19 protein-coding genes are annotated in these 20268 nt (G+C 62.9%); 9 read left to right on the top strand and 10 right to left on the bottom strand.

All coding sequences use genetic code 11. The annotated features are described in order from the left end of the window. Positions 1–4 precede the first annotated feature (4 nt). The gene (locus J7302_RS09000; RefSeq protein ID WP_215372911.1) at positions 5–1015 is read right to left on the bottom strand and encodes an ABC transporter permease subunit; all 1011 of its coding nucleotides are present in this window, start codon (positions 1013–1015) and stop codon (positions 5–7) included. 523 nt (positions 1016–1538) lie between these two features. Continuing rightward, entirely contained in the window at positions 1539–2102 is a 564-nt protein-coding gene (locus J7302_RS08995; RefSeq protein WP_215372910.1) for a cupin domain-containing protein, read from the bottom strand. A gap of 169 nt (positions 2103–2271) precedes the next feature. Between J7302_RS08995 and J7302_RS08990 the strand changes: the two genes are divergently transcribed. Continuing rightward, positions 2272–3501 (top strand): M24 family metallopeptidase, encoded by a 1230-nt coding sequence (locus J7302_RS08990; protein ID WP_215372909.1) that lies wholly within the window; start codon positions 2272–2274, stop codon positions 3499–3501. A 160-nt stretch (positions 3502–3661) separates the two neighbouring features. Here J7302_RS08990 and J7302_RS08985 read toward each other — a convergent pair whose 3' ends face one another. From J7302_RS08985 to J7302_RS08975, 3 genes are all read right to left on the bottom strand, one after another. Beyond that, a complete protein-coding gene (locus tag J7302_RS08985; protein WP_215372908.1) occupies positions 3662–5248 on the bottom strand; it encodes an ABC transporter substrate-binding protein in 1587 nt (528 codons plus the stop codon). A gap of 51 nt (positions 5249–5299) precedes the next feature. Further along, on the bottom strand, positions 5300–6901 hold the full coding sequence (locus J7302_RS08980) for an ABC transporter substrate-binding protein (RefSeq protein ID WP_215372907.1): 1602 nt from the start codon (positions 6899–6901) through the stop codon (positions 5300–5302). Between the two features lie 201 nt (positions 6902–7102). Next, positions 7103–7822: an SIMPL domain-containing protein gene (locus J7302_RS08975; RefSeq protein ID WP_215372906.1), complete on the bottom strand. Its 720-nt coding sequence runs from the start codon at positions 7820–7822 to the stop codon at positions 7103–7105. 332 nt (positions 7823–8154) lie between these two features. Between J7302_RS08975 and J7302_RS08970 the strand changes: the two genes are divergently transcribed. From J7302_RS08970 to J7302_RS08960, 3 genes are all read left to right on the top strand, one after another. Next, the gene (locus J7302_RS08970) at positions 8155–9411 is read left to right on the top strand and encodes an ATP-binding protein (RefSeq protein WP_215372905.1); all 1257 of its coding nucleotides are present in this window, start codon (positions 8155–8157) and stop codon (positions 9409–9411) included. A 21-nt stretch (positions 9412–9432) separates the two neighbouring features. Next, positions 9433–9993: a response regulator transcription factor gene (locus J7302_RS08965; protein ID WP_215372904.1), complete on the top strand. Its 561-nt coding sequence runs from the start codon at positions 9433–9435 to the stop codon at positions 9991–9993. A gap of 225 nt (positions 9994–10218) precedes the next feature. Continuing rightward, positions 10219–11160 (top strand): AEC family transporter, encoded by a 942-nt coding sequence (locus J7302_RS08960; protein ID WP_215372903.1) that lies wholly within the window; start codon positions 10219–10221, stop codon positions 11158–11160. A 22-nt stretch (positions 11161–11182) separates the two neighbouring features. Here the strand turns inward: J7302_RS08960 and pcaC are convergent, their stop codons facing one another. The 5 genes from pcaC to gatC all read right to left on the bottom strand — a co-directional run bounded on the left by pcaC (position 11183) and on the right by gatC (position 15364). After that, complete coding sequence (gene pcaC / locus J7302_RS08955) at positions 11183–11560, bottom strand: 4-carboxymuconolactone decarboxylase (RefSeq protein WP_215372902.1); 378 nt, start codon at positions 11558–11560, stop codon at positions 11183–11185. A gap of 13 nt (positions 11561–11573) precedes the next feature. Further along, positions 11574–11957, bottom strand: a complete 384-nt coding sequence (locus J7302_RS08950) for a septal ring lytic transglycosylase RlpA family protein (protein WP_215372901.1) — start codon at positions 11955–11957, stop codon at positions 11574–11576. 99 nt (positions 11958–12056) lie between these two features. Further along, entirely contained in the window at positions 12057–13502 is a 1446-nt protein-coding gene (gatB, locus tag J7302_RS08945; protein ID WP_215372900.1) for an Asp-tRNA(Asn)/Glu-tRNA(Gln) amidotransferase subunit GatB, read from the bottom strand. Between the two features lie 107 nt (positions 13503–13609). After that, positions 13610–15061: an Asp-tRNA(Asn)/Glu-tRNA(Gln) amidotransferase subunit GatA gene (gatA, locus tag J7302_RS08940; RefSeq protein ID WP_215372899.1), complete on the bottom strand. Its 1452-nt coding sequence runs from the start codon at positions 15059–15061 to the stop codon at positions 13610–13612. A gap of 15 nt (positions 15062–15076) precedes the next feature. Next, positions 15077–15364 carry an Asp-tRNA(Asn)/Glu-tRNA(Gln) amidotransferase subunit GatC gene (gatC, locus tag J7302_RS08935; RefSeq protein WP_215372898.1) on the bottom strand — a complete coding sequence of 96 codons (288 nt, stop codon included), beginning with the start codon at positions 15362–15364 and terminating at the stop codon, positions 15077–15079. 219 nt (positions 15365–15583) lie between these two features. On the opposite strand from gatC, the gene mreB reads away from it, so the two are divergent. The 5 genes from mreB to rng all read left to right on the top strand — a co-directional run bounded on the left by mreB (position 15584) and on the right by rng (position 20268). Beyond that, complete coding sequence (gene mreB, locus J7302_RS08930; protein ID WP_215372897.1) at positions 15584–16621, top strand: rod shape-determining protein MreB; 1038 nt, start codon at positions 15584–15586, stop codon at positions 16619–16621. 69 nt (positions 16622–16690) lie between these two features. Continuing rightward, positions 16691–17671 carry a rod shape-determining protein MreC gene (gene mreC / locus J7302_RS08925; RefSeq protein ID WP_394359082.1) on the top strand — a complete coding sequence of 327 codons (981 nt, stop codon included), beginning with the start codon at positions 16691–16693 and terminating at the stop codon, positions 17669–17671. Continuing rightward, positions 17671–18159, top strand: coding sequence for a rod shape-determining protein MreD (gene mreD / locus J7302_RS08920; RefSeq protein WP_215372896.1), 489 nt, complete (start codon positions 17671–17673; stop codon positions 18157–18159). The genes mreC and mreD overlap by 1 nt, the downstream gene beginning before the upstream one ends. A gap of 51 nt (positions 18160–18210) precedes the next feature. After that, entirely contained in the window at positions 18211–18801 is a 591-nt protein-coding gene (locus J7302_RS08915) for a Maf family protein (RefSeq protein ID WP_215372895.1), read from the top strand. A gap of 9 nt (positions 18802–18810) precedes the next feature. Beyond that, the gene (gene rng, locus J7302_RS08910; RefSeq protein ID WP_215372894.1) at positions 18811–20268 is read left to right on the top strand and encodes a ribonuclease G; all 1458 of its coding nucleotides are present in this window, start codon (positions 18811–18813) and stop codon (positions 20266–20268) included.

The raw sequence follows: 20268 nt of genomic DNA, 5'->3' as shown, positions 1-20268 counted from the left end.
CTCCTCAGCGTTGATGGCGGATGCGCGGGTTGACGAAGCCGTAGAGGACGTCCACGACGAAGTTGACCAGGATCACCAGGCAGGCGATCAGCAGGATGCCGTTCTGCACCACCGGGTAGTCCCGCGCGCCAATGGCCTCGATCAGCCATTTGCCGATGCCGGGCCAGGAGAAGATGGTTTCGGTCAGCACCGCGCCGGCGAGCAGGGTGCCCACCTGCAGGCCGAACACGGTGAGTACTGGAATCAGCGCATTGCGCAGGCCGTGGACGAAGACCACGCGAGCCGGCGACAGGCCCTTGGCACGGGCGGTGCGCACATAGTCCTCGCGCAACACTTCGAGCATGGCCGAGCGGGTCATGCGCGCGATCACCGCCAGCGGGATGGTGCCGAGAACGATGGCGGGCAGGATCAGGTGGCGCAGGGCGTCGACGAAGGCGCCTTCTTCTTCGCTGAGCAGGGTGTCGATGAGCATGAAGCCGGTGACCGGCTCGATGTCATAAAGCAGGTCGATGCGCCCGGAGACCGGCGTCCAGCCCAACCACACCGAGAAGAACATGATCAGCAGGAGGCCCCACCAGAAAATCGGCATGGAGTAGCCCGCCAGCGAGATGCCCATCACTCCGTGGTCGAACAACGAGCCGCGCTTGAGTGCGGCGATCACCCCGGCCAGCAGGCCCAGCGTGCCGGCGAATATCAGGGCCGCGATGGAGAGCTCCAGAGTGGCGGGGAACAGGGTGAGGAACTCGTGCCAGACGCCTTCGCGGGTGCGCAGGGATTCGCCCAGGTCGCCTTGGGCCAGCTTGCCGACATAGTCCAGGTACTGTTCCGGCAGCGGCTTGTTGAGACCGAGGCGCTCCATGGCCTGGGCGTGCATTTCCGGGTCGACCCGACGTTCACCCATCATCACTTCGACCGGGTCGCCGGGGATCAGGCGAATCAGGGCGAAGGTCAGCAGGGTGACGCCGAAGAAGGTGGGGATCAATAACCCCAGTCGGCGTGCAATGAAACTGAGCATCTTGGCGAGTCACTCCTCATTTCTTGTTCATGCCGGCCAGCGCGGCCGGCCGTTCCCTGCAGTTTAGGTCGCATGGGTGAAGGCGTTTTCCCGGCTTCGGGCGGCTGTTCTGGGCAGGTGAGATAGGCCTCGTCCGGTCTGGCGCCGGTTGGAGGATGCAGGCGGCGGCCTGCCGGGTTCGAATGCCTAGCGTTCAGGTCGCGCCGGGTATTGAACGAGGGGCGAGGGCGCGTCGGAGCCGGTGCCGGGGATCCGGCTGCTGGAGAGCACACTCTGGGTTTGGTAGTTCTGACGCATGCAAACCTCGTTGTTGTTGTTTTGAGGGCGGCACTTCGGCGGCCTTGTGGGCCGCGCACGCTGCCTGACAATCGCATGCCGGGGTCACATTCTGGCGGTCCCGGGCGGTCGGTGACGGCGGCATGCGCGGGGTGGTTTCGCATTCGCCGGCCGTGGCCGAACTTAAGTCATGCTGAAATTAAGGTCAACTTAAATTCAGTGGCGCTTACTTCCAGTCGCTAGGCAGTCAGGCGGTGGGACGGTCGTCGAACAAGCCCATTGTGGTGACGGTGAGGACCTCGGCCACTTCGTCACCGACATTGGCCAGGCAATGTGGTTTGCCGGCGTCGAAGTGCACCGAATCGCCGGCCCCCAGCGGATAGCTGCGGCCTTCGATGGTGTAGGTGATCTGCCCGGACAGGACAAAGGCGAATTCCGCCCCCTCGTGGGAAATGAGTTCCGATTGGTAGCCCACCGGCATGCTCATCTTCACCGCGTTGATCAGGTTGCCGGGGAAGTTGCTCGACAGGCGCTCATAGGCCAGCGGCTGGCCACCGATGGTGTAGCGCACGCGCTGGCCGTGGTGCGAGTCGGGCTGGTGCTGGCTGGGCTGGTCGAACAGTGCGTTGAGAGGAATACCGAGGGACTTGGCGATATTCGCCAGGGAGGTGATCGAGACGCCCGTCAGATTGCGCTCCGCCTGGGACAGGAAGCTGGCCGTGAGGCCGGATTCGGCGGCCACTTCGTTGAGGGTCTTGTTGGCGGCTCGGCGATAGCGGCGCAGGCGCTCGCCGATGCGATCTACGGTCATGGGCATGGCTCTTCTTGTGAGGTGGCCAGTATACCGGCCGGCGCTTTTTGGGAAAGGTTTGTCGCGTTCCTGAAATTAAGTGGGGCTGAAAATTTACTTTGACGTGTATTTAAGCTGCACTTAAATTTCGCGGACGATAACGTCACCGGACCAAGAAGAGGAGAACAACATGGCACTGGGAGTGGGCGGCAGTACCCCCGAGCAGGCACTGGCACGCCTGGCGAACATGACCGCGCGTGCCGAACCTATTGGTCTTGGCGAATACCAGGCGCGTATCGCCAAGGCCCAGGCGCTGATGTGCGAGCGTGGCGTTGCGGCGATCTACCTTAACGCCGGCAGCAACCTGCGCTACTTCACCGGGGTGAAGTGGAGCCCGAGCGAGCGGATGGTCGGGGCGATACTGCCTGCCAAGGGCGCGCTGGCGTACATCGCACCGGCCTTCGAGGAAGGCACCATCCGTGATTTTCGCGAGGTCGAGGGGGTTATCCACAGCTGGCAGGAGCATGAGAGCCCCTACCGCTTACTGCTGGACATCCTCCAGGGCCTCGGTGTGGAGGCCGACCCTGTTGCGCCGCCGGTCGTGGGCCTGTGCCCGTCGATGGCGTTCTTCATGTTCGACGGCATTCGCCGCCTGGCCCAGGGCTATGACTTCATCGATGCCGCCGCGGTCATCGATCCTTGCCGCTTCCACAAGTCAGCCACTGAACTTGCCCTGATGCAGCAGGCCAAGGACATGACGCTGGAAGTGCACAAGGCGGCTGCCAGCATCCTGCGTGAAGGCATCAGCACCCTGGAGGTGGCCGAGTTCATCCACCAGGCCCATCGCAAGGTGGGAGCGCCGGGTTCGACCTTCTGCATCGTGCTGTTCGGCGAGGCGAGCGCCTTCCCCCACGGTGTGAAGCATGCCCAGGTGCTCAAGGATGGCGACATGGTGCTGATCGACACGGGCTGCCAGCTCCATGGCTACCAGTCGGATATCACTCGTAGCTATGTATTCGGTACGCCGAGCGAGCGCCAGCGCTCCTTCTGGAATACCGAGAAGGCGGCGCAGCAGGCGGCGTTCGAGGCGGCGCGCCTCGGTGCGCCTTGCCAGGTGGTGGATGCCGCAGCACGTCGCTGCCTGGAGGCTGCAGGCCTGGGGCCGGAGTACCAACTGCCGGGCCTGCCGCACCGCACCGGTCATGGCATCGGCCTGGATATCCATGAGGGGCCTTACCTGGTGCGTGGCGACGGGACACCACTGGCCGAGGGTATGTGCTTCAGCAACGAGCCGATGATCTGCGTGCCAGGCGAGTTCGGCATTCGCCTGGAGGATCACTTCTACATGACCGCTGAAGGTCCGCGCTGGTTTACCCAGCCCAGCCACTCCATCGACGATCCGTTTGGGCTCAATGTCTGACCAGCAGGCCTCCGGCCTGCTTTGCGAATGAATTGGCTCTGTCCGCGTTAAGTGTTGCAAGTGACTGCATCTCTTGCAGGAGCAAGCTTGCTCGCGAAAGGGTCCGGTTCGCGAGCAAGAACTCGGCGTCCCTCCGCTCCTCCGGGTGGCAGGCATGCCGCTACGGCTTGATCCACACCCGCGAGAAGTTGTTCGACCCCAGCGGATTGAGCACGAAACCCTCGACACCCTTGCGCACCACGCTGAATTGCTTCGGGTGGGCGAGGGGGATCCATGGCGCCTGCTCGTGGAAGATCGCCAGCGCCTGACGGTAGAGTTCGGCACGCTTTGTGGGGTCGTTCACAGCCCGCGCCTGCTGGATCAGGCCATCAAAGGCCGCATTGCACCAGCCCGCCTGGTTCTCGCCTGACTTGGCCGCCGCGCAGGAGAGGTTGGGCGTGAGGAAGTTGTCCGGGTCGCCGTTGTCGCCCGCCCAGCCCATGAATATCAGATCGTGTTCGCCGTTCTTCGCGCGCTTGATCAGCTCTCCCCATTCATAGACACGAATGTCGGCCTTGATACCAATGGCGGCGAGGTCGGCCTGCAGCATTTGCGCGCCGATGCCAGGATTCGGGTTGGTCGGGCCGCCGCCTGGACGCGTCCAGATGGAAAGCTTGAAGCCGTCCGGATGGCCCGCCTCGGCCAGCAGCTCGCGCGCCCGCTCGGGGTCATGGGGCCAGGGTTCCAGTTTGTCGTTGTAGCCCAGCAGCGTGGCCGGGTAGGGCGCGACTGCGGCGCTGGCATTGCCTTCGCCGTACTGCGCACGCAAGTAGGCTTTCTTGTCGAAGGCGAGGTTGATTGCCTGGCGCACGCGGACATCGTCCAAGGGCGCATGGCGGGTATTGATGCCGACGTAAGCGGTGAGCAGCGAGTCGAGTTCAAGAATGCTCAGCCTTGGGTCGTCGCGCAGCGAAGCGATGTCGGTCGGACGCGGGTAGACCGCCACCTGGCAGGCCCCGGCCTTGAGTTGCTGCAGGCGCACATTCGGGTCAGGCGTGATGGCGAACAGCAGACGGTCGACTTTGGGCGCGCCGGCCCAGTAGTCGGGGTTGGCGCGGAAGCGGATCTGCGCGTCCTTGCGGTAGCGCTCGAAGATGAACGGGCCGGTGCCCACCGGTTGGCGATTGAGCAGGTCCGGTGTGCCGGCCGCCAGCAACTGCCCGGCGTACTCGGCGGAATAGATGGAGGCGAAGCCCATGGCCAGGTTGGCCAGAAAGGGCGCCTCGGGGTGGGTCAGGGTGAAGCGCACGCGGTAATCGTCAAGCTTGTCGATGCGCTCGATCAACTGCCCAAGGGCCATGGATTCAGCATAGGGGAAGCCACGTGGGGATAACTTGTGCCAGGGGTGAGCGTCGTCGAGTTGGCGCTGAAAACTCCAGAGCACGTCGTCTGCATTGAAGGCTCGGGTCGGCTTGAATCCGGCCGTTTCATGGAATTTCACGCCACGCCGCAGCTGGAACTCGTAGACCAGTCCGGCCTGGCTGATGCTCCAACTCTCCGCCAGACCCGGCTGTAGCCGGGTGGTGCCGGGGGCGAATCTCACCAGACGGTCGAAGACTGTTTCGGCCGAGGCATCGGCGGTGGTGGCGGCGGTGTATTGGACGATGTCAAAGCCTTCCGGGCTGGCCTCGGTGCAGACCACCAAGGATTGGCTGGCGGTGGCGTACAGGGGAAGACTCAGGGCGAGCGAAAGCAGACTTCGACGCATGGAATTTCCTTCGCTGAGGAGAGCGGGGCCCGGAGGCCCCGCCAGGCCGGCTTACTTGCCGACGCTCACACCATAGAAGGAGTTGAGCGCGAACGGGCTGATCTTGAAGTCCTGCACGTTCTTGCGCATCGGTTGGTAGACAGTGGAGTGAGCGATCGGGGTGATCGGCACTTGTTGCTTGAGGATCTGCTGGGCCTGCTTGTACAGGTCGATGCGTTTGGCCTGGTCAGGCGTGGCCTTGGCCTGCTTGACCAGCTTGTCGTAGCTGGCATCGCACCACTTGGAGAAGTTGTTGCCGTTGATCGCGTCGCAGCCGTACAGGGTGCCCAGCCAGTTGTCCGGGTCGCCGTTATCGCCGCTCCAGCCAATCAGCATGGCATCATGTTCACCCGCCTTCGAGCGCTTGATGTACTCGCCCCACTCGTAGGTCACGATCTTGGCCTTGATGCCGACCTTGGCCCAGTCGGACTGGAGCATCTCGGCCATCAACTTGGCGTTGGGGTTGTAGGGGCGCTGAACGGGCATGGCCCAGAGGGTGATTTCGGTGCCTTCGGCAACACCGGCAGCCTTCAGTAGCTCCTTGGCTTTCTCCGGGTTGTACTCGGTGCCCTTGATGGTCTCGTCGTAGGACCATTGGGTCGGCGGCATACCATTCACGGCCAGCTGGCCCGCGCCCTGGTAGACGGCATCGATGATGGCTTTCTTGTTCACCGCCATGTCCAGCGCTTCACGTACTTCAAGCTTGTCGAACGGCTTGTGGGTGACGTTATAGGCGATGTAGCCAAGGTTGAAGCCGGGCTGCGACGGCATATTCAGGTTCGGGTCTTTCTTCAGCGACTCCAGGTCGGCGGGACGCGGGAAAAGGGTGACCTGGCATTCGCCGGCCTTGAGCTTCTGCATACGCACCGAGGCGTCGGTGTTGATGGCGAAGATCAGGTTGTCGATCTTCACGTCCTGCGGCTGCCAGTAGTCCTTGTTGCCGGTGAAACGGATCTGCGCGTCCTTCTGGTAGCGCTTGAATACGAACGGACCGGTGCCGACAGGTTTCTGGTTGATGTCGGCGGCCTTGCCGGCCTTCAGCAACTGGTCGGCGTACTCGGCCGACTGGATGGAGGCGAAACTCATCGCCAGGTTCTGGATGAAGGCGGCATCGACGCCGTTCAGGGTGAACTTGACGGTCTGGGCGTCAACCTTCTCCACCTTGGCGATGTTGGCGTCCATGCCCATGTCGGTGAAGTAGGGGAATTCGGTGGGGTAGGCCTTACGGAACGGATGCTCCTTGTCGAGCATGCGCTGGAAGGTGAACAGCACGTCGTCGGCGTTGAACTCGCGACTCGGCTTGAAGTACTCGGTGGTGTGGAACTTCACGCCCTTGCGCAGGTGGAAGGTGTAGGTCAGGCCGTCAGGAGAGACGTCCCATTTTTCCGCCAGGCCGGGGATAACCGCGGTACCGCCACGCTCGAACTGGGTCAGGCGGTTGAAGATGGTTTCCGCCGAGGCATCGAAATCGGTGCCGGTGGTGTATTGGCCCGGGTCGAAGCCTGCAGGGCTGCCTTCGGAGCAGAACACCAGGTTGCTGGCGGCACTGGCGAAGGGGGCGCTGGCGATCAGCCCAGCGGCCAGGAGTGCCTGGATGACGGCGTTTTTACGCATGTTGACCTCATGTTTGTTGTGTTTGTCATCTAGAGGGGCCCCTTGTGGGGGCCTTGCGAGAAGCTATGCACGGCATATGCCTGGCGCAATAGCCAGCCGGGAAAGAGTGTAGTTGGCGGAATAAAGCTGTAAGGGCTTGTCGCATTTCTGCAAGTTCGAGCCGGCACAGGAGGTGGGGCGTCGGCAGACCCCCGATCGCAATCAAGGTTGTTGCACCTCGATGGTGCCATCAGCACTGACGACGACGCGGCTGGTACCGGCCTCGATCTCCGGGCTCGCGCCGCTATCTGCATACATCGCTGCCTTGGCCGCCATGCCACGCATCATGATTGGCTGCGGTTGGAAGCCGGCGCTGTTGAGGTTCAGGTTGACCAGCTTGTAACCCTTGCCGCCCAGGGCATCGGTGGCCAGTTGGGCACGTGCCTTGAAGGCATCGACCGCCTGCTTGATCAGTGCGTCTTCATGTTGCTTGCGGGTCTTCTCGGCGATGCTGAAGTTCATTCCGGCCATTTTCAGGCTGCCCAGCAGGTCGGCGCTGAGTTGCGACAGGGCGGCGAAGTCGGCGCTTTCCAGCCGCAATTCGGCGCGTTCGCGCCAGGCGGTGATCTTCTGTCCCTTGTCGTCGTAGACCGGGAAACTGCTGCGGCTACCGAGGCTCACAGTCACGCCCTTGGCTTGGCGGGCTTTTTCGACGGCCGCATTGAGGGCGCGGGTGGTTTCTTCGGCGAGCTTGGCCGGGTCAGTGTTCTGCGACTCGCTGTAGAGCGTGACGTGCATCAGGTCGTGGGCGACTTCCTGGCTGACTTCAGCGCGCACCGCCACCTGGTTGTAGTGGAGTTCATCGCTGGCCTGTGCATTGACGCTGCCAAGGCTGGCGGCGCAGAGGGCGAGGGCGGCGGCGAGGCGGGGATATGCGGTCATGAAGACTCCTTGTGGGACTGTTGTTGCGCGGGTTGCGTGGTGATTCTCCGTATTGGACGAGGGTAGCCGCCCATTCGGGTTAACTGGCGCAATTGACCCGTAATCTGGACGAATGTTCCAGAAAGGCCAGGGCTTTGTAGGGGCGAACTCCTTCGCGAAGGGACATGCAGCTTCTCTCGCTGATTCCAACGGCAGACCTTCGGCCCGCTTGGCCAATGAATTCGCCCTCACAGGGTTCGTGCAAGCCTCAGTTTGTTCGCTGCGGCGAGTTGCCGCAGTCAGGCGGGGCGGGGCGAGCCTTGGTTATACTCCGGCCAACTTTGGGAGTACCCATGCTAGAACCCGTACAACTCTTGTCTGCCAGCCGTCAGAACCTCCTGCGTCTGACGCTGATCCGCATCCTCGTCCTTGCCGCCCAGGCTGGCTCGGTCGGCCTCGCCTACAAGGCTCAACTGCTGCAACTGTCCTGGCTCGCCCTGAGCCTGACGCTGGGTGTGTCGCTGGTGCTCTGCCTGGGCACAGCGTTGCGCCTGCGCGGCCCCTGGCCGGTGACCGAGTTGGAGTATTCAGTGCAGTTGGGGTGCGACCTGATCATCCACAGCGTGCTGCTTTATTACTCAGGAGGGTCTACCAACCCCTTCGTGTCCTATTACCTGGTGCCGCTGACCATCGCCGCGGCCACCTTGCCCTGGCTCTACACCATTACGCTGGCCGGTCTGGCATTGGCCGCCTACACGCTGCTGCTGATGCTGTTCCACCCGTTGGAAATGCCCACGGGGCAGCGCGAGTCGCTGTTGATCTATGGCATGTGGCTGAGTTTTGCGCTGGCAGCGGCGTTGATCACCTTCTTCGTCGCGCGGATGGCCGAGGAACTGCGTCGGCAGGACCAGTTGCAAGCGGTGCGTCGTGAAGAAAGCATGCGTGACCAGCAACTGCTGGCAGTGGCGACCCAGGCAGCGGGCGCTGCCCACGAACTGGGCACGCCGCTGGCCACCATGAGCGTGCTGCTCAAAGAGTTGCGCCAGGAGTACCGTGACAAACCGGGCTTGCAGGACGACTTGGCGCTGCTGCAAGAGCAGGTCATGCTCTGCAAGGACACCTTGCAGCACCTGGTGCGTGCCGCCGAGGCGGATCGTCGTCAGGCAGTGGTGGAGCAATCGGTGGTGGAGTGGCTGGAGACGGCCCTCAACCGCTGGCACCTGATGCGCCCCGAGGCAACGTATCGCTTCCAGAGTCTGGGCACAGGCGTAGCGCCCAGGCTGAAACCTCCGGCGGATCTGACCCAGGCCTTGCTGAATTTGTTGAACAACGCGGCCGACGCCTGCCCGGAGAAGCTGGACATTCGCCTCAACTGGGATCACCAATGGATGGTGCTGAGCATCCGCGACCATGGCGCGGGTGTGCCCCTGGCCATCGCCGAACAGCTGGGTCGGCCCTTCTTCACCACAAAGGGCAAGGGCTTCGGACTGGGGCTGTTTCTCAGCCAGGCCAGCGTCACCCGTGCCGGCGGCACGGTTAAACTCTATAACCATGAGGAGGGCGGTACCCTGACCGAGCTGCGCTTGCCGCGTGCTTACGGGGTCGCCTGAGTGCCTTGACGAGGAAGCGAGATGACTGACGAACCCCTGATCGAAGGCGAAGAGCACCCGCACTTGCTGCTCGTGGACGATGACGCCACCTTCACCCGTGTCATGGCGCGTGCGATGAGCCGCCGCGGGCTGCGTGTGTCGGTCGCCGGTTCGGCCGAGGAAGGCCTGCTGATGGCCAAGGAGGACCTGCCGGACTACGCCGTGCTGGACCTGAAGATGGACGGCGACTCTGGGCTTGTGCTGTTGCCCAAGCTGCTGGAGCTCGACGCCGAGATGCGTGTGGTGATCCTCACCGGGTACTCCAGCATCGCCACGGCTGTCGAGGCGATCAAGCGCGGCGCCACCAACTACCTGTGCAAGCCGGCGGATGCCGACGATGTGCTGACTGCGCTGCTCTCCGAGCATGCCGACCTGGACAGCCTGGTGCCGGACAACCCCATGTCGGTGGACCGCCTGCAGTGGGAGCACATCCAGCGCGTGCTCGCCGAGCACGATGGCAATATCTCGGCCACGGCGCGTGCACTGGGCATGCATCGCCGCACCTTGCAACGCAAATTGCAGAAGCGGCCTGTGCGGCGCTGATTCCTCTGCGCGTGCTGCCTGCTCTTCGTGGGGGCGAATTCATTCGCTAAGGGATACGCAGTGTCCCCCAACGGTCCATCGGGCAGGCCTGCGGCCTGCTTAGCGAATGAATTCGCCCCCACAAGGTGATTTGCCTTCCTTCTGAAGACCCGACGAAAGCCTTTTCCCCCTGCCCCTTGGTATCCTTAGCGCCCTATCAATTCGCCCAGGTGCCGAGGTCTGTCCATGCTTGCCGTCGTCCAGCAAACCCTCGGTATCACTGCGCCGGTGTTCTCCATGCTGTTCGTCGGCGTGGCCCTCAAACGCCTGGGGTGGATCGACACGGCCTTCATCAATACCGCATCGGAACTGGTGTTCAAGGGCACCATGCCCACCTTGCTGTTTCTCGGGATCGTCCAGGCAGACCTGCGCACGGCGCTGCAGCCGGGACTGATCGGCTATTTCCTGGCTGCGACCGTGGTGTGCTTTCTGGTGGGGTGGGGCTGGGCGATCCTGCGCTGCCCTGTGACGGATCGGGGCATTTATACCCAGGGGGCGTTTCGCGGCAACAACGGCATCATCGGCCTGGCGCTGGCGACCAGCATGTACGGGGCCTATGGTCTCTCGGTGGGCGGCATCCTCGGTGGCGTCGTCATCCTCAGCTACAACACCTTGTCCGCCATCGTCCTGGCGATCTATAGCCCAAACGCCAAGACCGACCCCTGGAGCATCGCCAAGAGCATCATCACCAATCCACTGATCATCGGGGTGCTGGCGGCGATCCCGGTGGCCTACTTCCAGCTACAGCTGCCGGCCTGGCTGATCACCTCCGGCGAATACTTCGCCCAGATGACGCTACCCCTGGCGTTGATCTGCATCGGCGGAACGCTGTCGCTGACTTCGCTGCGGGAAAGCAGTCGTATGGCCATCAGCGCCAGCCTGATGAAAGTGTTCTGGCTGCCATTACTGGCGACCTTCGGAGCCTGGCTCTGCGGCTTCCGCAATGCAGAGTTGGCCATTCTCTTCCTCTATTTCGCCAGCCCAACCGCCGCAGCGAGCTTCGTGATGGCGCGGGCGGTGAACGGCAACCATGAACTGGCGGCGGCGATTATCGTGATCACCACCCTGGCGGCGGTGGTGACGACCAACCTTGGGCTATTCGTCCTGCAGTGGGCCGGATGGATCTGAAGTCCTCCGGGGCTGGGTCGACTCAGCCCTTCTGATAGTCGTCGATCACTTCCTGGGCGGCGCGGAAGGCATCGATGGCGGCGGGGACGCCGGCATAAACTGCACAGTGCAGCAGCGCTTCGCGAATTTCCTCCACCGTGCAGCCGTTGTTCAGTGCGCCGCGTACATGACCTTTGAGTTCTTGCGGGCATTTCAGCGCAGTCAGCGCGGCGAGAGTGATCAGGCTGCGGGTCTTGCGCGGCAGCCCTTCGCGGGCCCAGACCGCGCCCCAGGCGTGTTCGTTGACGAAGTCTTGCAACGGTTGGGTGAAGTCGGTGGCGTTGCCCATGGCTCGGTCGACGAAGGCATCGCCCATGACTTCGCGGCGCACCTGCAGGCCCCGCTGTTGTTCATCGTTCATTGTCGTTCTCCTGTCAGTCGAGGCTCTCCACCCGCACCGGCACGACGCCGGCACGCAGCATGCCGAGGCTCTCTGCGGCCTTGCGCGAGACGTCGATGATGCGGCTGCGTGAATAAGGCCCACGGTCGTTGATGCGAACCACCACCGAGCGGTCGTTCCTGAGGTTGGTCACCCTTACCCGGGTGCCAAACGACAGGGTACGATGTGCGGCGGTCAGCGAGTTCTGGTTGAAGCGTTCACCGCTGGCGGTGCGTTTGCCGTGGTGCCGGGCGCCGTAGTAGGAGGCCTTGCCTTCGGCACGGTAGTCACCAGGCGTGCCGCTTCCTTGGCCAAAAGGGTTGTAGGCGCAGCCGGCGAGCAGGCCGGTGAAGGCGAGGATGCAAAGCAGGCGCTGCATGACGAAGGCTCCTTTGTACCGGGATAGGGCCACCCCTTGTAGGAGCGAGCAAGCTCGCTCCTACAGACTCATCGGCTGTCCGCTGACAATTGGCCCGGTTCAGTCTTCGAGCTTTTTCTTCAGCAAATCGTTCACTTGGCCCGGGTTGGCCTTGCCCTTGGAGGCTTTCATGGCCTGGCCGACGAAGAAGCCGAACATCTTGCCGCGCTTGGCTTCATCGCTGGCACGGTACTGCTCGACCTGGGCGGCGTTGGCGGCCAGGACTTCGTCGAGCATCGCCTCGATGGCGCCGGAGTCGGTAACCTGCTTGAGGCCCTTTTTCTCGATGATCTCGTCGGCGCTGCCCTCACCGGCAGCCATGGCTTCGAAGACCATCTTGGCGATCTTGCCGGAGATGGTGTTGTCCTTGATGCGCAGGATCATGCCGCCCAGTTGTTCGGCGGAGACCGGCGACTGGTCGATCTCCAGGCCTTCCTTGTTGAGTAGGCTGGACAGCTCGACCATGACCCAGTTGGCCGCCAGCTTGGCATCGCCGCAGGCCTTGAACACCGCTTCGAAGTAGTCGGCCACTTCGCGGCTGGCGGAGAGCACGCTGGCGTCGTAGGTAGATAGGCCGAACTCGTTCTGGAAGCGCTCGCGCTTCTGCGGCGGGAGTTCCGGCAGGCTGGCGCGCACGTCGTCGAGGAAGCTACGTTCGATGACCACCGGCAGCAGATCGGGGCAGGGGAAGTAACGGTAGTCGTTGGCTTCTTCCTTGCCGCGCATGGAGCGGGTTTCGTCCTTGTTCGGGTCGTACAGGCGGGTTTCCTGGACGACCTTGCCACCGTCCTCGATCAGTTCGATCTGGCGCTGGATCTCATGGTTGATCGCCTTCTCGATGAAGCGGAAGGAGTTGACGTTCTTGATCTCGGCGCGGGTGCCGAAGGCTTCCTGGCCTTTCGGGCGCACGGAAACGTTGCAGTCGCAACGCAGCGAGCCTTCGGCCATGTTGCCGTCGCAGATGCCGAGGTAGCGCACGAGGGCGTGGATGGCCTTGACGTAGGCCACGGCCTCCTTGGCACTGCGGATGTCCGGCTCGGAGACGATCTCCAGCAGCGGGGTGCCGGCGCGATTGAGGTCAATGCCGGTCATGCCGTGGAAGTCTTCGTGCAGGCTCTTGCCGGCGTCTTCTTCCAGATGCGCGCGGGTGATGCCGATGCGCTTGACCGTGCCGTCGTCAAGGGTGACGTCCAGATGGCCCTTGCCAACGATCGGATGCTCGAACTGGCTGGTCTGGTAGCCCTTGGGCAGGTCCGGATAGAAGTAGTTCTTGCGAGCGAAGATGTTCTGTTCGGCGATCTCGGCGTCGATGGCCAGGCCGAACTTGCAGGCCATGCGCACCGCTTCCTCGTTCAGTACTGGCAGGGTGCCGGGCATGCCGAGGTCAACCAGGCTGGCCTGGGTGTTCGGCTCTGCACCGAAGGTGGTGGCACTGCCGGAGAAAATCTTCGATTGGGTGGTGAGCTGTGCGTGGATTTCCAGCCCGATCACGGTTTCCCATTGCATTGTGGTGTTCCTCAATCCTGCGGTGCCAGCGCAGCCCCTCTCCCGGCCCTTTGGGCCATCCTCTCCATGAAGGGAGAGGGGGAGGGGATGTCTGGCTGGGCCAAGGCTTAGAAGCCGGCCGGAGCTTGTTTATGCCAGTCGGTGGCCTGCTGATACTGATGCGCGACGTTGAGCAGGCGGCCTTCCTGGAAGTAGGGAGCGAGCAGCTGAACACCCACCGGCAGACCGTCGACAAAACCGGCCGGCATGGACAGGCCCGGGATACCGGCAAGGTTGGCGGTGATCGTGTAGATGTCTTCCAGGTACTGCGCGACCGGGTCGTTGTTCTTCTCGCCGAGCTTCCAGGCCGGGTTGGGCGTGGTCGGCCCGAGGATCACGTCGACTTCGCCGAAGGCGGCCATGAAGTCGTTCTTGATCAGGCGGCGGATTTTCTGTGCCTTCAGGTAGTACGCGTCGTAGTAGCCGGCGGAAAGGGCATAGGCACCAACCATGATGCGGCGCTTCACTTCGGCACCGAAGCCTTCGGCACGCGAGCGCTTGTACAGGTCTTCCAGATTCTGCGGGTTCTCGCAGCGGTAGCCGAAGCGTACGCCATCGAAGCGCGACAGGTTGGAGGAGGCTTCCGCCGGGGCGATCACGTAATAGGCCGGGATCGCATGCTGCATGTTCGGCAGGCTGATGTCCTTGACGGTGGCGCCAAGCTTCTTCAGCTCTTCGACCACTGCCAGCACGGCGTCGGCAATGCGCGAATCGAGGCCAGCGCCGAAATATTCCTTTGGCAGACCGATGCGCAGCCCGGCCAACGGCTGGTTCAGGCCAGCCAGGTAGTCGTCCACGGGCTGGTCGACGCAGGTGGAGTCTTTCGGGTCGAAGCCGGCCATGCCGCCCAGCAACAGGGCGCAATCCTCGGCAGTGCGGGCCAGCGGGCCGCCCTGGTCGAGGCTGGAGGCGTAGGCGATCATGCCCCAGCGCGACACGCGGCCATAGGTGGGCTTGATGCCGGTAAGGTTGGTGAGGGCTGCCGGCTGGCGGATCGAGCCGCCGGTGTCGGTACCGGTTGCGGCCGGTATCAGGCGGGCGGCGACGGCAGCGGCGGAGCCGCCGCTGGATCCGCCAGGCACGCGCTCGAGATTCCAGGGGTTCTTCACGGCGCCGTAATAGCTGGATTCGTTGGACGAACCCATGGCGAACTCGTCCATGTTCAGCTTGCCGAGGCTGACTGCGCCGGCGGCCTGGAGCTTGGCAACGACGGTGGCGTCGTAGGGCGCCTTGAAGTTGTCGAGGATCTTCGAGCCGCAGCTGGTGCGGACGTCCAGGGTGCAGAACAGGTCCTTGTGGGCGATGGGAGCGCCGAGCAGCGCGCCAGCCTCACCAGTGGCACGACGGGCGTCGGCGGCCTTGGCCTGGGCGATGGCCTGTTCTTCCGTGACGCTGATGAAGCTGTTCAGTTGCGGATCGAGCTGCTGGATGCGCGCCAGCAGCGTTCGGGTCAGCTCTTCGGCGGAGAAATCTTTGGCGTTGAGGCTGCGGGCGATCTCGGCCAGGGTCAATTGATGCATGGGGAACCCTTTCCTTTATTCGATGACTTTGGGCACGAGGTAAAGACCGTTTTCGACGGCCGGCGCGATGGCCTGGTAGGCATCGCGGTGGTTCTCCTCGGTGACCCGGTCGGCACGCAGGCGCTGGGTGGCTTCCAGCGGGTGGGCCAGGGGTTCGATTCCGTCGGTGTCCACGGCCTGCATCGCATCGATCAGGCCGAGGATATTGTTCAGGGTCTCGGTGGTACGCGGGATATCGGCCTCGTTCAGGCCCAGTCGGGCGAGATGGGCGATTTTTTCCACGTCGGAGCGTTCAAGCGCCATCGGGGGTCTCCAACTTAGATGCGGCCAGCGCGGGCTGCCGGCCGAACGGGAAGCGAGCGGGGAACGGTGCCGCGAACAGGCGGTCAAAGGCCGCGTTGATGGGCCTTGTCGGCCCGGAAAAACAGGCAATCTAACATATCGGCGCCTTGCCCAAAATCCCCGTGGTTGTTAGAGTTTGCCGCACTTTTTTACCCACGCGTTGCCTAGGGTCCCTTTCCCATGTTCAAGAAACTGCGTGGCATGTTTTCCAGTGATCTGTCGATCGACCTGGGCACTGCCAATACCCTGATCTACGTGCGCGAGCGCGGTATCGTCCTCAACGAGCCCTCCGTGGTCGCCATTCGTAACCACGGCAACCAGAAGAGCGTTGTGGCTGTTGGCACTGAAGCCAAGCGTATGCTCGGTCGTACTCCGGGCAATATCTCCGCCATTCGTCCGATGAAGGACGGCGTGATCGCGGATTTCAGCGTCTGCGAGAAGATGCTGCAGTACTTCATCAACAAGGTTCATGAAAACAGCTTCCTGCAGCCCAGCCCCCGTGTGCTGATCTGCGTACCCTGCAAGTCCACCCAGGTTGAACGTCGTGCCATCCGTGAATCCGCCCTGGGCGCTGGTGCTCGTGAGGTGTTCCTGATCGAAGAGCCTATGGCTGCGGCCATCGGTGCCGGCCTGCCGGTCGAGGAAGCCCGTGGTTCAATGGTCGTCGATATCGGTGGCGGCACTACCGAGATCGCGCTGATCTCCCTCAATGGTGTCGTCTATGCAGAGTCGGTCCGCGTTGGTGGCGACCGCTTCGACGAGTCCATCGTGACCTATGTGCGCCGTAACTATGGCAGCCTGATTGGTGAATCCACCGCGGAGCGCATCAAGCAGGAAATCGGCACCGCCTATCCGGGTGGCGAAGTCCGCGAGATCGATGTTCGTGGTCGTAACCTGGCCGAAGGCGTACCGCGCAGCTTCACCCTGAACTCCAATGAGGTGCTCGAAGCGCTGCAAGAGTCCCTGGCGACCATCGTCCAGGCGGTCAAGAGTGCCCTGGAGCAGTCTCCGCCGGAACTGGCTTCCGACATCGCCGAGCGTGGCCTGGTGCTGACCGGTGGTGGCGCGCTGCTGCGTGACCTTGACAAGTTGTTGGCCCAGGAAACCGGTCTGCCGGTGATCGTGGCCGAAGATCCGCTCACCTGTGTCGCTCGCGGTGGCGGCCGTGCTCTGGATATGATGGACCGTCACGCGATGGATCTGCTCTCCACCGAGTGAGGTCGGGGAGCTACTCAGCCATAGGAGCGGGCCATCAAGCCGCTATTTACCAAGGGACCTTCGCTCGGCGTGCGCCTGTTGGTGTTCGCCGTGCTATCGGCTGCGCTGATGGTGGTCGATGCCCGCTTCGAAACCCTCAAGCCTCTGCGCAGCCAGATGGGCTTGGTGCTGACCCCCTTCTACTGGCTGGCAGACCTGCCGATCAGGGCTTGGGATGGGGTCAGTGACCAGTTCAGCAGTCGCACCGCCCTGGTTGCCGAAAACGAGAAGCTCAAGGCCGAAGCGCTTTTGATGCAGCGTCGCCTGCAGAAGCTGGCCACCCTGACCGAGCAGAACGTGCGCCTGCGCGAATTGCTCAACTCCTCCGCACTGGTGGATGAAAAGGTCCTGGTGGGTGAGTTGATCGGCGTCGATCCCAACCCGTTCACCCACCGTATCCTGATCGACAAGGGCGAGAAGGATGGTGTGTTCCTCGGTCAGCCGGTGCTCGATGCGCGAGGCCTGATGGGGCAGGTGGTCGAAGTGATGCCCTACACCGCCCGCGTGCTGTTGCTGACCGACACGACCCATAGCATTCCTGTGCAGGTCAACCGCAACGGTCTGCGTGCCATCGCCAGCGGTACCGGCAACCCGGAACGTCTGGAGTTGCGCCATGTAGCGGATACCGCCGACATCAAGGAAGGTGACCTGTTGGTGAGTTCCGGTCTTGGGCAGCGCTTCCCGGCCGGTTACCCGGTTGCGACGGTGAAAGAGGTCATCCACGACTCCGGCCAGCCCTTTGCCATTGTGCGGGCCGTCCCGACGGCTGCCTTGAACCGCAGCCGTTACATGCTCCTGGTGTTCTCCGATACCCGCAGTCCGGAGCAGCGTGCCAATGATGCGGCCGTCGCCCAGGAAGCGGCTGATCGCGAGGCCGCCAAGCCGGCACTGCCAGGCGCAGCCCCCGAAGCGGCAACACAGCCAGCCACAGTGGCTCCAGCGAGCCCGCCAGCGGCAGCGGCAACGCCCGCCAAGCCCCAGGCAGCCCAGAGCAATCAGGAGAGTCGTTGATGGTTGGGGTGCGCTCGAACAACGGTTGGGTGATCTGGCTCAGCCTGCTCCTGGCCTTGCTGCTCAGCATCGGGCCGATGCCCAGCTTCATGGAGATCGGCCGTCCGCTCTGGCTAGCGCTGTTTCTCACCTACTGGACCCTGGCGCTGCCACATCGGGTGGGTATGACTACTGCCTGGATGCTGGGGTTGGCCGAGGATGTGCTGTATGGCTCGTTGCTGGGGCAAAACGCGCTGATCCTGGCCCTGATCACCTTTCTGGTGCTGACATTGCATCAGCGTCTGCGTATGTTCCCCGTATGGCAGCAGTGTCTTGTGCTACTCGTGGTTTTCGGTTTGGCCCAACTGGTCCAGCTGTGGCTCAATGCCCTCACGGGCAACCGCCCACCTACCTTGGTGTTCCTGCTCCCTGCGCTCGTAAGCGCACTGCTCTGGCCCTGGGTATATGCCGCATTGCGCGGCACAAGTCGCCGCCTCAACGTCAATTGATCGGCTTGCGGCCATGTCGCAAGCCTCTGTCCTCGACAGGGAGAAGTCTGCATGGCCACGTTGTACCTGGCTTCGGGGTCGCCCCGCCGGCGTGAGTTGCTGGCGCAGATCGGCATTCCCCACACTCCCCTGATCGCCACCATCGATGAAACTGCCCTGCCCGGTGAACCCGCGCTCGCTTATGTGGAGCGCCTGGCCCGGGAAAAGGCGCTGGCCGGCCTGGCCAGTCTTGCAGAGCCCGGTGCTGCCTGCGTTCTCGGTGCAGACACCGCCGTGGTGCTGGACGGCCTGATCCTCGGCAAGCCGCTTGACCGCGAAGACTGCCTCGCGATGCTGAAGCGCCTGTCCGGCCGCGAGCACGAAGTGCTCACCGCCGTGGCAGTGGCCGACTCGCAGCGTTGCCTGACTCGGGTCGTGAGCAGTCGAGTGCGCTTTCGTCCAATCCCCCCTGCTGAACGCGAAGCCTATTGGGCCAGTGGCGAACCAGCCGACAAGGCAGGCAGCTACGCTATCCAGGGCTTGGGCGCGGTTTTCGTCAGTGATCTACAAGGCAGTTACTCGGCGGTAGTGGGGCTACCGCTGCTGGAGACGGCGCAGTTGCTCGCCGATTTCGGTATTCCCTGTTGGCAGCACCTGCGATAGGTTCTCAGCATGAGCGAAGAAATTCTGATCAACATCACGCCGATGGAATCGCGCGTGGCAGTCGTCGAGAACGGCGTCCTGCAAGAGGTGCATGTCGAGCGCACCCAGCGCCGCGGTATCGTCGGGAACATCTACAAGGGCAAGGTCGTGCGCGTGTTGCCTGGCATGCAGGCGGCCTTCGTCGATATCGGCCTTGACCGTGCCGCCTTCATCCATGCCTCGGAGATCAGTAATCGCGAGGGCAGTGCGGTGGAAAGCATCAGCGCGCTGGTCCATGAGGGGCAGAGCCTGGTGGTGCAGGTCACCAAGGACCCGATCGGTAGCAAAGGCGCACGGCTGACCACTCAGCTGTCGATCCCGTCGCGTTACCTCGTTTATATGCCCCGCACCTGCCATGTGGGCATTTCCCTGAAGATCGAGGACGAAGCGGAACGTGATCGCCTCAAGCAGGTGGTGGCCGACTGCATTGCCGCAGAAGGCATCGAGGAGGCGGGCGGTTTCATCCTGCGTACCGCAGCCGATGGCGCCAGGGCGGACGAGATCCTGGTCGACATCCGTTACCTGCGACGCCTTTGGGAGCAGATTTCCGCGCAGATGCAGACCGCCCCTGCGCCTTCGGTCATCTATGAGGACTTGAGCCTGGCGCTGCGCACCCTGCGCGACCTGGTCAATCCCCGTATCGAGAAGATCCGTATCGACTCGCGGGAAACCTTCCAGAAGGTCACCCTGTTCGTTGACGAATTGATGCCGGAAATCGCCGACCGCCTGGAACACTATCCGGGCGAGCGGCCTATTTTCGATCTGTATGGCGTCGAAGATGAGATCCAGAAGGCCCTGGAACGCAAGGTGCTGCTGAAGTCGGGCGGCTACCTGATCATTGACCCGACGGAAGCGATGACCACCATCGACGTCAACACGGGCGCCTTCGTCGGCCACCGCACCCTCGAAGAGACCATCTTCAAGACCAATCTCGAAGCCTCGACCGCCATTGCTCGCCAGCTGCGCCTGCGCAATCTGGGTGGGATCATCATCATCGACTTCATCGACATGGAAGATGAGGAGCATCAGCGGCAGGTACTGCGAACCCTGGAGAAGCAGCTCGAGCGCGACCACGCCAAGACCAACATCATCGGCATCACCGAGCTGGGCCTGGTGCAGATGACCCGCAAACGTACTCGTGAAAGCCTGATCCAGGTGTTGTGCGAGCCCTGCTCCTGCTGCCAGGGACGAGGACTGCTGAAAACCGCCGAGACTATCTGCTACGAGATATTCCGCGAGATCCTCCGCGAAGCCCGCGCCTACCAGGCAGAAGGCTACCTGGTGCTGGCCAACCAGAAGGTGGTCGACCGCCTGCTGGACGAAGAGTCGGGTAACGTCGCCGATCTCGAAGCTTTCATCGGTCGGCCCATCAAGTTCCAGGTGGAAACCATGTACTCCCAGGAACAGTACGATGTGGTACTGCTCTGA

Source organism: Metapseudomonas boanensis, assembly GCF_018704125.1.
GTDB lineage: Bacteria > Pseudomonadota > Gammaproteobacteria > Pseudomonadales > Pseudomonadaceae > Metapseudomonas > Metapseudomonas boanensis.
This window is presented reverse-complemented; position numbering and strand designations above follow the sequence as displayed.